We start from the raw sequence: 15,959 nt of genomic DNA on the forward strand, positions 1-15,959 counted from the left end.
CGTGGAACAATTCAGACTGCCGAAAATTCCGATGCCTAAGCTGGAGCTGCCTAAGGCGATTCAAGCTGTATTGCAGGAAGCCGAGGAGAAGCTGGCGCATCGTCCGAAGCTTTTGCAATTATTCAAAAATTGTTTTCCTAATACCTTGGAGACAACGACCAAATTAATGGAGGATGGAACCACGTTTGTGATCACGGGGGATATTCCTGCGTCATGGCTGCGGGATTCCGTCGAGCAAGTGATGCATTATGTGCCGTTCGCCAAGGATGATGCAGAGCTTCAGCGCATTATTAGCGGGTTGATTAAACGTCATATTCAGTACATCCACATTGATCCTTATGCGAATGCGTTTAACGAATCGGCCAATGATTGGCACTGGAATAAAGCCGACCAAACGGAAATGTCGCCATGGGTCTGGGAGCGTAAATTTGAGCTCGACTCCTTATGCTTTTCGATGCGATTGGCTTACGCGTACTGGAAGGAAACCGAGCTAACTGATATTTTCGATGCCGGATTCAAAGCTGCGATGTTCAAGATCTATGAATTGTTCAAAACAGAGCAGCATCATTTTGAAAAGTCGCCATATCGGTTCACCCGCAATAACGGAATTCCGACGGATTCGCTGCGCAATAACGGGCTCGGAATGCCGGTGAATTATACGGGCATGGTCTGGTCAGGCTTTCGTTCCAGCGACGATGCCTGTGACTTCCACTACAATATTCCGGCGAACATGTTCGCGGTTGTAGCCCTGCGCCATATGCAAGAATTCGCGGAGTGGGTGTTCAGGGATATGGATTTCCTCCAAGAGCTGAAAGCACTTGAAGCGGATATTGATCATGGCATCCAATTATACGGCATTTACCGTCATCCGACGTTTGGCCCGATTTATGCCTATGAGACGGACGGTTTCGGCAACTACTGCCTCATGGATGATGCGGGAACGCCAGGGCTTATGTCTATTCCTTATCTGGGCTATGTATCTGCTGATGATCCGATTTATCAGAACACAAGACAATTTGCGCTTAGCAAAGAGAATCCGTTCTATTTCGAAGGCAAAGTGGCCAAAGGCATCGGCAGCCCGCATACGCCTGACGACTACATTTGGCATATGGCGCTGTCCATGCAAGGCATAACGGCTTCCACGGTGGAAGAAAAGCTGGCGATGATTGCCATGCTTGAAGCGACAGATGCAGACACGGGTTTCATGCATGAGGGTTTTCATGTGGATGATCCAACGATTTTTACACGAAAATGGTTCGCGTGGTCGAACAGCCTGTTTTCTCAATTAGTGTATAAAGCAATGAAGGATGGTCATCTATGAGTCGAACCGTCATTATTTTTCATGAAGCGGGATTCCCAAACAGCTCTTTCTGCGATGTGCAGAAAGAGCTGTTGGAAGCACAAGGCGCAAAGGTTGTTGGGGCCGATCGCTTAGGCGAGGCTCTTCGCAAGGCAGAGGGCGGATGCTTCGTCAATCTGCATGCTCCTTATTTTCCGAAGTCGGCATGGCCCGATATTCTCGCGTTCTTGCAGCGCGGCGGCGGGCTGCTAAGCGTTGGCGGCGCTGCATTTAAGCGCCCTGTGCGCCGGGAAGGAAGCGGCTGGATGGTGGAGAGCGAGCAGACAGCTTACCATCAACAGTTGTATATTCATGAGATTCTTCGTGTCGAAGGATCTCCTATTCGTTCCTATACCGCATTAGATACGATCCCACTGCTGCAAGAGCAGGAATCTCTGTTTGCGCTTGCGGATACATGGAATATGGTGCCGTATACGACGCGCAACAGCGATCTGCCTCATCAAATGGGTGCAGCGGGGACGATGAGCACACAGATTTATCCGCTTTTGAAAAGCATCGGCAAGGAAGGCCGCGAGATCGCAGCGCCTGTTGTGCTTTGGGAGAACACACGCGGTGAGTTCATAGGTTCGCGCTGGATGTTCGTCAATGTCCCGCTAAGTCCTTCGTTTTGGAGTGAAGAGGGCACTCAAACCTTGCTGGCTTGGGCATCGTTCTGTGCGAAGGGCGTTACCGAGCTGTGGATCAAGCCGAATTATGCCAGCTTTGAACAAGGTGAACATGCGATGCTGACGATCCAATCGCAGCTGCTTGGCAAAGGCGCCGCTTCGAAGACCTGGACCTTTGATCTTCGTGTCGAGCATGAAAAGGGTGAGCAGGCAGGCTGGAATCACCAGATGACGGCTCAAGTAAACAAAGAATTCAACGTGGTGCGCATTCCGGTACCGCTTGATATACAACGTGGTTTATACCGAGTGACCTGCACGGCAACATCCGAGGATGGGGAGCTTCGCGTGCTTCGTCAAGGATTCTGGGGACACGATCACCAGCTTCTTGCGGAGGGACAACCGATTGCTTGCGGTCGCGATTATTTCATCAAGGATGGACAGCCGCTGCCAGTTGTCGGTATGACCTATATGACTTCGGATGTGGCACGCAAATTTCTATTCCTGCCCAACGCCGATGTTTGGGATCGGGATATGGCCCAGATGGCCAAGGCAGGGATCAACTGGATACGCACAGGAATTTGGACGGCTTACCGCAATATCATGCAGGTGGACGGACATGCGTCGGAAGAAGTGCTGAGAGCGATCGATGCTTTCTTCTTAACCGCCAAAAAACACAATTTGCAGGTGACCTTCACCTTCTTCTCCTTCACGCCTGAGACGTGGGAGGGCGTTAATCCCTATCTGGACCCGCAAAGCGTAGAAGCACAGAAGCGTTTTATCCGCTCCATTGTTTCTCGCCATCGTGCGACAACACATGTGGATTGGGATCTGATCAACGAGCCTTCGATGTTTGATCCGGCTCAAATCTTTTCCGATGGTCCGCGCTCCAGTCGGGATATCTATGAACGGGAAGCTTTTGTCGAGTGGCTGAAGCAGCGTCACAAGCACATCGAGCTTCTTCAGGAGCGATGGAATATGTCGCCGAAGCAGCTTCCGACTTTTGAAGCAGCAGCCATTCCTGAAGTGGCAGAAATCAATTTTGACGTTCAGGACATGCACCGGGCTAAAAAAGGAACACGCTGGCTGGATTACTGTTTATTTTCAATGGAGATGCATAATCGCTGGGCCAAAGAGCTCTATGATACGATTAAGGAAATTTGCCCGGATCATCTTGTTGTGGTCGGTCAGGACGAAGCGCTTGGCGCTCAGCGGCCTTCCCCATTCTTCTATGAGCAAGCGGTGGATTACACAACTGTGCACTCGTGGTGGTTGAATGACAACCTCGTTTGGGATGGTATTTTCGCCAAAACAGCGCATAAGCCGAATGTGATTCAAGAAACAGGCATCATGTATGTCGAAACGCCGGATGGACGGGCGAAGCGCTCGGAGATCGAGCTGCGGAGCCTACTCGAGCGCAAGTATGCCTATGCCTTCTCAACCGGAGGCGCAGGAGCTATTCATTGGATCTGGAACACCAATTTCTATATGGATAATGCGAATGAGTCGCATATCGGTGCGCTTCGTGCCGATGGTACGGAGAAGCCAGAAGCGGATGTCTCTTATGAATTTGGTCGATTTATGGCGGAAATCAAGGATCTATTCCAGGATCGGGCCTTGGAGGACATCGTCGCGATCTTCCCTTATTCGAATGATTTCTCCAATCGGAAGTTGGCCTTCGATGCAACAACCAGAATGACCCGTGTGCTGGCGTATCAGATGAAGATGCCATTCCGCGGCGCCTCGGAATATCATTTGGATGTGCTCGAGGAACAGCCGGCGAAGCTTATTCTGCTCCCGAGTGCACACAATCTGGATGAGCAAGCTTGGAATCAGCTTGTCGATATTGTTAAGCGTACGGGCGCGACCTTGCTCGCAACGGGGCCAATCAGCCTTGATGCGTATTGGAAACCAACGCCGCGTCTAACCGAGGAGCTGGGATCCGCCGAGCTGCACAATGTACGCAGAGAAGAAAGACTACAGCTGCAAGGTGCTGCGCTTCCGGTTTCTTATGGACAGCGCCGGATCGCTGAAATCGCGAAGGAAGTGCGAGCAGGAAATGCAGAATCCAGTACTGGTGATGCCGTTGTTGATATACCGCTTGGGGAAGGCCGACTGATTTGGAGTCCGCTACCTGTAGAATTGAACGAGCGAACGGATACGTTAGTCGAGCTGTATCGGCATGCCATCGAGTCAGCGGGTGCTGCAAGCGGATTGCATTGGTTGCAAGGTGGCGATATCGCAGGCGTATACGGAAGAAAATTAAGCTTTAAGGATGGCTTCCTGTACGTATTTGTATCCGAGTTTGCCTGGGACGTGACGATCGAAGTGAAGGATACGGATACCGGGGCTGCTTATGCGTTCACACTGGAGAAAGAGCGTTCCGTTCTTTTTGCAGCAGATGCGGGTGGCCATCTCATTTCCGTATACCGTCCGAACGAAGTCCATATTGAGAGGAGTTAAACGATGAGTACGAAGAGAACCGCTCATATTATTTCCCATACACATTGGGATCGGGAATGGTATTTGCCTTATGAGAAGCACCATGTTCGTCTCGTTAAGCTGGTTGATACCTTGATCGATAAAATGGATCAGGATCCGAATTATCGCAGCTTCTTTTTAGATGGACAAACGATTATTCTAGAGGACTATCTGCAGGTCAGACCAGAGCAGAAGGACCGATTGCATACATTGATTCAGGAAGGCAGAATTCTGATTGGGCCTTGGTATATTTTGCAAGATGCATTCCTGACTAGCGGTGAAGCTAATGTACGCAATATGCAGATTGGTCATCAAGATGCCAAAAAGGTGGGCCAAGTTTCCAAAATCGGTTATTTCCCCGACACGTTTGGTCTAGTAGGACAAACACCGCAATTGATGCAGCAGTCGGGCATCACGAATGCTTTGTTTGGCCGCGGCGTCAAGCCAACAGGCTTTAACAATACGGTCTCGGATGGTGATTATGAATCATCATTCTCGGAACTTCTTTGGGAGGGAGCTGACGGTTCCCAAGTGCTTGGCATTCTTTTCGCCAACTGGTATTCCAATGGGAATGAAATTCCTGTAGACCGCGAAGAAGCGAAGGCCTATTGGGAGCGCAAGCTGGCGGATGCCGAGAAATATGCGTCGACGAGCGAGCTGCTCTTCATGAATGGCTGTGATCATCAGCCGGTTCAATTAGACCTGCCGGAAGCGATTCGAGTCGCCAGCGAGCTGTTCCCGGATACGACTTTTGTTCATTCGAACTTTAATGATTACTTGGAGGCTGTTCAGCGTTCAGGGAAGCAGGAGCTTTCGACGGTAAAAGGCGAGCTGCGCAGTCAGCGGACGGACGGCTGGTCAACGCTTGTGAACACCGCGTCAGCTCGTGTTTATTTGAAGCAGATGAATCAGCTTGGGCAAGCCATGCTGGAAAAAGTAGCTGAACCGCTGGCTGCTTTTGCACATATTCTTAAAGCTGGGGAGAAGTATCCCCATCATCTGTTTACTTACGCGTGGAAGACATTGATGCAGAATCACCCGCATGACAGCATCTGCGGCTGTTCCGTGGACGAAGTACACCGAGAGATGGTGACGCGCTTTGAGAAAAGCCGCCATGTCGCGGAAGCGATCGTCGATGACAGCAAGCAAGCGATTGCGGATGTGGTTGATACGTCGCGTTTTGCTCAGGCCGGCGAAAACGCAGTGCCTGTTGTTGTTTTCAATACAACAGGGTGGGAGCGTACAGGCGTAGTGAGCATCGAGTTGGATGCTTTGCGTTTGTACTTCCGGGATGGTTATTCCCTTGAGGAAGCCAGCGCTTTTGTTAAGGCAGCGGATCTGTCAGGCAGAGTGCTTGTGGATGAGCATGGGAATTTGATTCCAAGCACGTTCGAGGATCTGGGATTACAGTTCGGCTACGATTTGCCTGACGACAAATTCCGTCAACCGTATATGTGCCGCAGAGTGAGAGTGACTTTTGAAGCAGAGAAGGTTCCTGCGCTTGGTTTGAAGACATACGCCTGGGTGAAACGGGAAGCCAAACTGGCCCATTCCTCACTGCTTGCGGGAGATCGGGTAATGGAAAATGACACAGTGAAGATCGCAATCGCGGATAACGGTTCCTTCTCCATGACAGATAAGAAGAATGGCCGTACCTACCAGGATTTGGGCGTCTATGAGAACACGGGGGACATCGGCAACGAATATATGTTTAGACAGCCGGATGGTGAGAAGGCTTTGACAACTCACGGCTTGCTCGCACAAATTCGCGTGCTGCAGGATACAGCCTATCAAGCTTCTGTTGAAATTATTCACGACTGGGCCATTCCAGCGTCGGGTAACGAAACGCTGGAAGAAGAGCAGCGTGATTTGGTCTATTACCCGCATCGCAAAGCGCAGCGCTCTGCGCAAATGGTGCCGATGCAGATTCGCACCGTGCTCAGTCTGAGCCGCAGTGGCAAAGGGGTTGAGATCGAATCTTCCTTCAACAATCAGGCCAAAGATCATCGGCTGCGGATGTTGTTCCCGACTGATTTGAGTGCGGATGTTCACCGCGTTGATTCCATGTTTGAAATTTCGCAGCGGGACAACGTGCCGGCGGTTGAATGGGAAAACCCTAGCAATACGCAGCATCAGCAGGCATTTGTTGAGGTTTGCGAGGCGGGAGCAGGTGCAGGTGCAGGAGCAAGTGTAGGTGCAAGTGCAAGTGCAAGTGCGAGTGCAAGTGCGAGTGCAAGTGCGAGTGCAAGTGCGAGTGCAAGTGCAAGTGCGAGTGCAAGTACGAGTGCAAATGCAAATGCAGGTCTGGTCGTTGCCAACCTCGGGTTGAACGAATACGAAGTTTTGCGTGATGGACGCAATACAATTGCAGTAACACTGCTTCGTGCTGTGGGCGAGTTAGGCGACTGGGGATTGTTCCCAACACCGGAAGCGCAGTGTTTAGGCGAGCATACGGTCCGCTTGTCCCTTATTCCGCATAACGGAGAAGGCACACAATTCGGCGCGTATGAGGAAGCCTATCAGTTCCAAATTCCGTGGACCTTATGTCAAACGGGCATTCACAATGGACGTATCGCACCTACGTATACGCCATTCCAGTGGAAAGGCGGCGAGATGGCGTTTTCTTCAATGAAAATGAACGAAGAAACCGGCGATCTGCTGCTCCGTTGGTACAACATGAGCTCAAGCAACACCGAGCTCAAAGTCCAATCCAACATTCCGCACAAAAACTTCTACAAGAGTACCATTATGGAAACTAACGGTACAATGCTCGAAGTTGATGCTGAAGGCGAGATGGCGTTGCCCATCGGACCCTGTGAAATTGTGACAATTGGAATTCATAAGTAAACGATTGAAATATGGAGGGAGCTTGCCATTTGGCGGCTCCTTTTTTGTATATGAAGGGTATCCGCAACTGTCTCGGAAGGGGGAAAGCAGCAAGCTGAGCTTGAGCCAGCGAAAAAGGCAGTCTCACGAGCCGAAAGCCGAACTTCCACCGCAAAAAGCAGCCGAGCCAGCCAAAAAGGCAGTCTCAAGCGCCAAAAGCCAATCTACCTCCACAAAAAGTAGCCGAGCCAGCCAAAAAGGCAGTCTCAAGCGCCAAAAGCCAATCTACCTCCACAAAAAGTAGCCGAGCCAGCCAAAAAGGCAGTCTCAAGCGCCAAAAGCCGATCTACCTCCGCAAAAAGCAGCCGAGCCAGCGAAAAAGGCAGTCTCACGAGCCGAAAGCCGATCTACCTCCGCAAAAAGTAGCCGAGCCAGCGAAAAAGGCAGTTTCAAGCGCCAAAAGCCGATCTACCTCCACAAAAAGCAGCCGAGCCAGCCAAAAAGGCAGTCTCACGAGCCGAAATCCGATCTACCTCCGCAAAAAGTAGCCGAGCCTGCCCAAAAGGCAGTCTCACGAGCCGAAAGCCGATCTACCTCCGCAAAAAGTAGACGAGCCAGCGAAAAAGGCAGCCTCAAGTGCCGAAAGCCGAGCTTCCACCGCCAAAAGCAGCCGAGCCAGCCAAAAAGGCAGTCTCAGTCTCCGAAAGCCGAGTTCCCTCCCCAGCAGATGCTTTAACTTCAGACGGCAAGGTTACGGTTTCGGTCATACCGGCAGATCAAACGCCAGTTGTAGGAAATCTTCAAGCATTAAGCCAAGTACTTGAGTTTACTAGGCCATATTGCGAAAGCATATGGTCTTTCTTTCATCTCATATTTTCATCACCGAACAACGGAATATCACATGAAGCAAAGCGGTGAACTTCAACTGTTCGTCAGGACGGGCAAGGGAATGGGAAATATGCTATGATTGTACTATGTGATTGTAAATACAATTTTTGGCATGAGGGACAGGGAAGATTAAGCGGAGATAATTGGTATACCTTTTACCTGAATAAGGATGCATGGTGATGGTCTATCGTTAGCTCTGGCAGCGGTCCCTAAGGGATCTGGCGAAGGTGTTACTTTGGTCAGCGTAAGCATATGATTCGTTAGGAAGATGAAAATTGTCTAGGGAGGAAGTGTACGTATGTCTTTTTTTGATAAAGTAAAACAGGGAGCAACTGACGCTGCGAAAAAAGCACAGCAAACGGTAGAGATTACTAAGTTGAAGACGCAAATTTCGTCAAAGGAAAAAGAGATTGAAAAGCACTATAATTTGATTGGCGAATCCGTGTATGCAGCTCATCTTGCTGGTAATGCAGCGCAATCGGAGACAGATGTGGCTGATCTGTGCGAAGGCATTACTTCTATCAAGCAGGAAATAGCGCTGATTGAACAGAAAATAAGCGAAGCTCGCAATGAAAAGGAATGTGTCTGCGGAAAAGTTGTTCTGGCGGATACCAAATTCTGTTCCGTCTGCGGTCACAAGTTTTATGAGATTTAGAGGTTCAAGTGGAAAAGCTGCATAAGTGCAGGCTTTTTCGATCAAATCGTATAGAAACATGAAGAAGCCTGCGATTATGCAGGCTTTTTAAGCTTTTCCTCCGAAGAAAGGAGAAAAGCTCTCTAAAGGATGCATAATCGCAGGCTTTTCCGCTTTTGGCCTATGCACAAGACGAAAAGCCTGCATAATTGCAGGAATTACGCAGGAATATGGGAGATTCATGGATCTGAGCCAAACTGCTCAAACCACGTAAGCTAAAACCGCCCTCTTCGTCTACTGAGCAAATCAGCCCATCAAATTTCTGACCAAATTTTCGACAATTTGATCTCGAACCGTAGATTCTCTCTCCTCCAAAATATGAATGAGATAGGTTTCACCAGGCTTCCTAGCTTTGAAAATGACATTTTCTTTATCAACTAAAGCAACATCATGACCACAAGCTTTAAGACATTGTTCATAGTCGTACAAGGTTGGCTTCTGATTCTCTTCTAAGAATAGGATGCCTCTTAGCAGCGAGCTTTTGTCCGAATGAATAACTTTAAAATGTACGGTGATTTCGTGTTTCATCATGGATCCTCTCCTTGTTCCTTTATTCCTTACCTTAATGAGTATGAAGCTTATTATAAAGAAAAGGTTTTTTTAAGGTTGTGATTTTTATCACATACGGTTCATTTTCGGAGAGCTATAATCAAGTCATAAAGAACGAAGGAGTTGGTTCACATGATGAAATGGTTAAGAGAGAACAATTACGCGGCCATCTTGTTGACGATCATTCGCTTGTATGTAGGTTGGGAATGGATGATAGCTGGATGGCATAAAATCACAGGAGACAAAGCTTTTGATGCAACAGGCTTCCTAAAAGGAGCCATCGCTAAACCGGTTCTGGAGGCCGGAACGACGGATATGGTGTATGGCAATTACGTTGCTTTCCTCAAAAATTTCGCGCTTCCGCATGTAGGCTGGTTTAATGTTCTGGTTCCATGGGGTGAACTTTTGGTCGGCATAGGCTTACTCATAGGGGCCTTAACAACGACAGCGATTTTCTTTGGTGTTCTAATGAATGTGATGTATATGTTCGCTGGGACGGTTAGCACGAATCCATGGTTAATGCTGCTTGGTTTCATCATCTTGGCGGCTGGTGCTAATGCAGGCAAATATGGCGTGGATCATGTGATTCTGCCTTATCTCCACAAATGGTTCGACAAGATCGCCGATCGACTGCATGTAAAGCCTAAATACAGATAAGCTGAGGGCTGCTAACATGATGATATTTGGAAAAAAGCCTATTCTCCCTACTCAGCAGTTGGGACCAAGAATAGGCTTTTTGCTTTGATGCATGGCTGCTTGTACGCGCTGGACCTATAGGTGAGTGTGACATTTTTCACTTACAGGCATAGTAATTTTGTCTACAGTTGAACTAGACAAAACACTTGGAGAAGGAGACGTGATGGATATGCTTTCAGGAGTGATTCTGGCTGGTGGAGCAAACCGTCGCATGAAGGGAGAACTGAAGGCACTGCTTCCGTTTGACGGAAAGCCTCTGATTGCGCAGCAAATCGAAACCATGAGGGAAATATGCGAAGAGATGATTGTTGTGACCAATGAGCCCAAACCCTACTTAAACATCGTAGACCGCTCAGTTCGTATTATTACGGATTTTTTTGTTGGCCACGGGCCTCTTGGCGGCATGCATGCAGCCTTATCTTTAGCCAAAAATGCCTCTGTTTGGGTTGTTGGCTGCGACATGCCCTTTATCTCCAGTAAAGCCGGGCACCTGTTGATGCAAAGAAAGCTGGATGGATTTGAAGCGGTTGTTCCTTTCGTAGCCGGAGAGGTGTTTCCGCTGCATGGGATTTACGATCGCGCTTGCGCTTCTCATATTGTACCGCTCCTGAACCAAGGTGAGACCAGCGTGTCAGCTTTATTAAACCATGTTTTTTGGAGCGAAATGGGAGATCGGTTCCTGCAAGAGAATGGCATTGATTTGAATTTTGTCACGAATATCAAAACATTTGAGGATTATGAAATCTTGCAGCATGGGCGGCAGTTATTTTGAAATAGCACTGCTGCTTTGTCTCTCTACTAATGTGTGATTGTATTCACAAGATGTTCATGGGATTGGGCTTTAACGTGTGATATTTATCATAGTTCAGGTTCCAGATTAAGGTTAATCTAAAGGCGTACCAATCAGAAGACGGCAGCAGACAGGTTTAACCAATAAAGGAGTGGATGAATCGTGGCAACCAAAGAAGCAAAAATCGCCGAACAGCTTTCTGCACAAGAAGAAGTGAACCAACTGGTAGCTAGAGCGAAGCAAGCACAGCAGCAGTTTCTCAAGCTGGATCAAGCTCAGATAGATCAAATTGTACAGCAAATGGCATTGGCCGGCATTGACCGTCATATGGTTCTCGCCAAGTTCGCTGTGGAGGAAACCGGTCGCGGGGTCTATGAGGATAAGATTACAAAAAATTTATTCGCGACAGAGTACATTTACCATAGCATCAAAAATAACAAGACGGTTGGTATTATCGAGGAAAACCACTACGAGAATTACCAAATGGTGGCTGAGCCGGTCGGCATTATCGCGGGGGTAACCCCGGTCACCAATCCGACTTCAACGACGATGTTCAAATCTTTGATTGCCACGAAAACGCGGAATCCGATCATCTTCGCATTCCATCCGTCGGCTCAGCAATCCAGCAGCGCAGCAGCGGCAACTTTGCTGGAGGCGGCCGTTAAGGCTGGAGCGCCTGAGCACTGCATTCAATGGGTGCGGCATCCATCCGTAGAAGCTACTCAACTGCTGATGAACCACCCGGATGTGGCGCTGGTTTTGGCTACGGGCGGCTCTTCCATGGTGAAAGCGGCCTACAGCACCGGCAAGCCGGCCCTCGGGGTCGGACCTGGGAATGTCCCTTGCTTCATTGAGAAAACGGCCAATCTTCAGCAGGCTGTCAACGATTTGATCCTGTCGAAGACGTTCGATAACGGCATGATTTGTGCCTCTGAGCAGGCTGTCATTATCGAGGAATCCATCTATGCGGAAACAAGGAAGCTGCTGGTCGATCAGGGCTGTTATTTCTTGAATAAAGAAGAAAACGAAGCTGTTTCCGGCCTTGTGATCAATGCGGAGAAATGTGCGGTTAACGCAGTCATTGTTGGCCAATCCGCTGTGAAAATAGCTGAGATGGCAGGCATTAAGGTGCCTGCGGCAACGAAAATACTCGTCGCGGAGCTGGCTGGTGTTGGTGAAGCCTACCCGCTGTCGGCGGAGAAACTAAGTCCCGTACTGGCGTGCTACAAGGTGAAGAACGCAGAGCAGGGGATTGATCGAGCGGTAGAAGTGGTTAAATTCGGCGGAATGGGGCATTCCTCTGTGATTCATTCGCAGAATGAAGAGGTCATTCAGGCGTTTGCAAGCAAGCTTCAAACGGGGCGCATTATTGTTAATTCGCCTTCCACGCATGGCGCAATTGGCGATATTTATAATACAAACTTGCCATCCCTGACACTTGGCTGTGGTTCTTATGGGCATAACTCGACCACCTCTAACGTGAGTGCCGTGAACTTGATCAATGTGAAGCGGGTGGCCTACCGTACGGTCAATATGCAGTGGTTCAAAATACCGCCGAAGATATATTTCGAGAAAGGCGCAACGCAATATTTGGAGAAAATGCCCGACATTACGCGGGTGATGATCGTCACTGACCCGATGATGGTGAAGCTGGGTTACGTAGAGCGTGTGGAATATTATCTCCGCAAGCGACAGCTTCCCGTGTACATCGAAGTATTCTCTGATGTGGAGCCTGATCCGTCTGTGGAAACGGTGGAACGAGGCCGGGCGCAGATGGCAAGCTTTCAGCCGGATTGCATTATCGCCTTGGGCGGCGGGTCGCCTATGGATGCCGCGAAAGCGATGTGGCTGTTCTACGAGTACCCGGATACCAGCTTCGATGCCCTGAAGCAGAAGTTCATGGACATCCGCAAACGGGTTTACAAATATCCGCGTCTAGGGCGAAGAGCCAAATTCGTCGCGATTCCTACGACCTCGGGGACAGGTTCGGAAGTAACGTCATTCGCCGTCATTACGGACAAAGAGAAGGGCAATACCAAATATCCGCTCGCCGATTATGAGCTAACACCGGACGTAGCCATCATTGATCCTGATTATGTGTACAGTTTGCCGAAAACAGCGGTGGCCGACACAGGGATGGACGTCCTGACTCATGCCATTGAAGCGTACGTCTCGGTAATGGCTAATGACTATTCGGATGGTTTGGCGATGAAGGCTATTCAACTAGTGTTCCAAAACTTGGAAAAGTCATTTGCTACAGCAGATCCCATTGCGCGTGAGAAGATGCATAATGCTTCCACGATCGCCGGCATGGCTTTTGCCAATGCATTTCTGGGCATTAATCATAGCTTGGCGCACAAATGGGGCGGAGAATACCACACGGCCCATGGACGCACGAATGCGATCTTGCTGCCGCATGTGATTCGCTATAATGCTCAAAAGCCAACCAAGTTCACATCGTTCCCGAAATACGATCATTTCATAGCAGATCAACGTTATGCCGAAATTGCCCGTATGCTGGGACTTCCTGCGAAGACTACGGAAGAAGGCGTAAATAGCCTTATCGAGGCTATCCGCAAGCTGAACGCCATTCTCGGTATTCCGGAGAAGTTCCAGGATCTTGGCTTCGCTGCAGAGCAGTTCGAGAAACGTGTGGATTACTTGGCGGATCGCGCCTTTGAAGACCAATGTACGACGGCGAATCCGCGTATGCCGTTAGTCACGGAATTGGCTGATGTGTATCGGAATGCCTTTTACGGTAAATTTTAATGCCGCGAATATCCCCCACAATTTCTTAGGAGGTGTCGTCATGTCAGTACGAGAAGAGACAATACAGGCAGGCAGCTGTTGGGATGGATTCGTGTCAGGACACTGGCAGAAAGCCGTCGATGTGAAAGATTTTATCGATCATAATTTGACGGTATATACAGGAGATCATTCCTTCTTGGCGGGGCCAACAGAGGCTACGAAAGAGCTATGGCGTATCGTCAGCGAGCTAACCAACCAAGAGAGAGAAAATGGAGGCGTCTTGGACATTGATGTTCAGACGGTCTCTTCCATTACCTCGCATGCGCCAGGCTATATCGCCCAGAGCAAGGAGCAAATTGTCGGCTTGCAAACGGATGCTCCACTCAAGCGTTCTGTACAGCCTTTTGGCGGGATTCGCATGGTCATTGACGCCTGTGAGGCTTATGGCTTCAAGCTGCCGGAAGAAATCATACAAGTGTTTACGGATATTCGCAAAACGCACAATCAAGGCGTATTCGACGCTTATACGTCCGAGATGAAAACAGCGCGCAAGGCTGCCATTATTACTGGCTTGCCGGATGCTTATGGCCGCGGCCGCATCATCGGTGACTACAGACGTGTTGCCTTGTATGGGGTAGACCGGCTGATCGAGGAGAAGAAGCAAGATCTTCTGCAATTGGAAGTGGACGCAATTACAGAAGAGGTTATTCGACTGCGGGAAGAGCTATCTGAACAAATTCGCAGTTTGCAGGAGCTGAAGAAGATGGCTCAGTCGTACGGCTCCGATATCGCGAAGCCGGCGGTGAATGCCCGTGAGGCAGTGCAATGGCTGTATTTCGCCTATCTGGCTGCGATTAAGGAGCAAAATGGCGCGGCGATGAGTCTAGGCCGCGTATCCAGCTTTCTGGATATTTATATCGAGCGGGATCTGCGCGCTGGAACGTTGACGGAGGTGGAAGCGCAGGAGCTTGTGGACCATTTTGTCATGAAGCTTCGTATCGTCAAATTTCTACGCACGCCCGATTACAACGAACTTTTCAGCGGAGATCCCACTTGGGTTACGGAATCCATCGGCGGGATGGGACTGGACGGCAGAGCGCGAGTGACGAGAAATTCCTTCCGCTTCCTGCATACCTTGTACAATCTGGGCCCCGCTCCTGAACCCAATCTGACTGTGCTGTGGTCATCGCAGCTGCCAGAGGGCTTCAAAGCTTACTGTGCCAAGGTATCTGTGGAGACCAGCTCCATTCAATATGAGAATGATGATCTGATGCGGCCTTATTATGGCGATGATTACGGCATTGCCTGCTGTGTATCCGCGATGCGCATCGGCAAGCAGATGCAGTTCTTTGGCGCCCGCGCCAATCTGGCCAAAGCGCTGCTCTATGCGATTAATGGCGGTGTGGATGAGAAGCTGGGGATACAGGTAGGACCTCAGTTAACGCCTTTAACATCCGATATTCTGATTTATGAAGAGGTTGCTGAGAAATTCGATACCGTGATGGAGTGGCTGGCGAAGCTGTATGTAAACACGCTTAACGTCATTCATTATATGCATGATAAATATTGCTACGAGCGATTGGAAATGGCACTGCACGATCGTGAAATTGTACGCACGATGGCTACAGGCATCGCGGGCTTGTCGGTTGTCGCTGATTCGCTTAGCGCGATTAAATATGCGACGGTCCGTCCGATCCGTGACGAACGAGGGATTGCGGTTGATTTCCAGATTGAGGGCGAGTACCCGCAATACGGCAACAATGATGAACGGGTAGATGCGATTGCTGTTCAATTGACGGAAACCTTTATGAATAAGATCAGGAAGCATAAGACGTATCGGGGCGCAGTAGCAACGATGTCCGTACTCACTATTACTTCGAATGTCGTATACGGGAAGAAGACGGGGAGCACCCCGGACGGACGCAAAGCCGGAGAACCCTTCGCGCCTGGCGCTAACCCGATGCATGGACGCGACCGCAAGGGGGCGCTTGCCTCGTTGGCTTCTGTCGCCAAACTTCCTTATGAGCACTGCTTGGATGGGATATCCAACACATTCTCGATTGTGCCCAAGGCTCTTGGCCGTGAGGAAGAGACGCGCATATCGAATCTGGTTTCACTGCTCGATGGGTATATGGCGAATCAGGGTCATCATTTGAATATTAATGTGTTTGACCGGGCGCAGCTCTTGGACGCGATGGAGCATCCAGAGCAGTATCCGCAATTGACGATCCGCGTTTCTGGCTACGCGGTAAACTTCATCAAGCTGACCAGAGAACAGCAGCTGGATGTCATCCATCGTACGTTCCACGGCGCGATGTAAGAAGA

General features: G+C 49.6%; 9 protein-coding genes. 8 read left to right on the forward strand and 1 reads right to left on the reverse strand.

Going from position 1 to position 15,959, the window contains the following annotated elements; all coding sequences use genetic code 11:
- Position 1: 1 nt before the first annotated feature.
- The 4 genes from HQN90_RS14375 to HQN90_RS14390 all read left to right on the forward strand — a co-directional run bounded on the left by HQN90_RS14375 (position 2) and on the right by HQN90_RS14390 (position 8,812).
- Positions 2–1,321, forward strand: a complete 1,320-nt coding sequence (locus HQN90_RS14375) for a glycoside hydrolase family 125 protein (RefSeq protein WP_079414261.1) — start codon at positions 2–4, stop codon at positions 1,319–1,321.
- The gene (locus tag HQN90_RS14380; protein ID WP_173219605.1) at positions 1,318–4,425 is read left to right on the forward strand and encodes a beta-galactosidase; all 3,108 of its coding nucleotides are present in this window, start codon (positions 1,318–1,320) and stop codon (positions 4,423–4,425) included. Before HQN90_RS14375 ends, HQN90_RS14380 begins: the two co-directional genes overlap by 4 nt.
- A 3-nt stretch (positions 4,426–4,428) precedes the next feature.
- Positions 4,429–7,290: an alpha-mannosidase gene (locus HQN90_RS14385; protein ID WP_173219608.1), complete on the forward strand. Its 2,862-nt coding sequence runs from the start codon at positions 4,429–4,431 to the stop codon at positions 7,288–7,290.
- A 1,165-nt stretch (positions 7,291–8,455) separates the two neighbouring features.
- Positions 8,456–8,812: a zinc ribbon domain-containing protein gene (locus HQN90_RS14390; RefSeq protein WP_173219611.1), complete on the forward strand. Its 357-nt coding sequence runs from the start codon at positions 8,456–8,458 to the stop codon at positions 8,810–8,812.
- Positions 8,813–9,097: 285 nt separating this feature from the next.
- Here HQN90_RS14390 and HQN90_RS14395 read toward each other — a convergent pair whose 3' ends face one another.
- Complete coding sequence (locus HQN90_RS14395) at positions 9,098–9,382, reverse strand: hypothetical protein (protein ID WP_173219614.1); 285 nt, start codon at positions 9,380–9,382, stop codon at positions 9,098–9,100.
- A gap of 150 nt (positions 9,383–9,532) precedes the next feature.
- On the opposite strand from HQN90_RS14395, the gene HQN90_RS14400 reads away from it, so the two are divergent.
- The 4 genes from HQN90_RS14400 (at position 9,533) to pflB (ending at position 15,954) form a co-directional block, all read left to right on the forward strand.
- Positions 9,533–10,057 carry a DoxX family protein gene (locus HQN90_RS14400; RefSeq protein WP_173219618.1) on the forward strand — a complete coding sequence of 175 codons (525 nt, stop codon included), beginning with the start codon at positions 9,533–9,535 and terminating at the stop codon, positions 10,055–10,057.
- A 202-nt stretch (positions 10,058–10,259) separates the two neighbouring features.
- Positions 10,260–10,868 (forward strand): molybdenum cofactor guanylyltransferase, encoded by a 609-nt coding sequence (gene mobA, locus HQN90_RS14405; protein ID WP_173219621.1) that lies wholly within the window; start codon positions 10,260–10,262, stop codon positions 10,866–10,868.
- A gap of 180 nt (positions 10,869–11,048) precedes the next feature.
- Positions 11,049–13,655 (forward strand): bifunctional acetaldehyde-CoA/alcohol dehydrogenase, encoded by a 2,607-nt coding sequence (adhE, locus tag HQN90_RS14410; RefSeq protein ID WP_173219624.1) that lies wholly within the window; start codon positions 11,049–11,051, stop codon positions 13,653–13,655.
- A gap of 40 nt (positions 13,656–13,695) precedes the next feature.
- Entirely contained in the window at positions 13,696–15,954 is a 2,259-nt protein-coding gene (pflB, locus tag HQN90_RS14415) for a formate C-acetyltransferase (protein ID WP_173219627.1), read from the forward strand.
- Positions 15,955–15,959 lie beyond the last annotated feature (5 nt).

Source organism: Paenibacillus alba (genome assembly GCF_013204855.1).
Classification (GTDB): domain Bacteria; phylum Bacillota; class Bacilli; order Paenibacillales; family NBRC-103111; genus Paenibacillus_E; species Paenibacillus_E alba.

What these genes read in the sequence shown, in the direction of transcription:
- HQN90_RS14380 (WP_173219605.1), top strand. Translation starts at nt 1,318, where the DNA reads ATGAGTCGAACCGTCATTATTTTTCATGAAGCGGGATTCCCAAACAGC.
- HQN90_RS14385 (WP_173219608.1), top strand. Translation starts at nt 4,429, where the DNA reads ATGAGTACGAAGAGAACCGCTCATATTATTTCCCATACACATTGGGAT.
- HQN90_RS14390 (WP_173219611.1), top strand. Translation starts at nt 8,456, where the DNA reads ATGTCTTTTTTTGATAAAGTAAAACAGGGAGCAACTGACGCTGCGAAA.
- HQN90_RS14395 (WP_173219614.1), bottom strand. Translation starts at nt 9,382, where the DNA reads ATGATGAAACACGAAATCACCGTACATTTTAAAGTTATTCATTCGGAC.
- HQN90_RS14400 (WP_173219618.1), top strand. Translation starts at nt 9,533, where the DNA reads ATGATGAAATGGTTAAGAGAGAACAATTACGCGGCCATCTTGTTGACG.
- mobA (WP_173219621.1), top strand. Translation starts at nt 10,260, where the DNA reads ATGGATATGCTTTCAGGAGTGATTCTGGCTGGTGGAGCAAACCGTCGC.
- pflB (WP_173219627.1), top strand. Translation starts at nt 13,696, where the DNA reads ATGTCAGTACGAGAAGAGACAATACAGGCAGGCAGCTGTTGGGATGGA.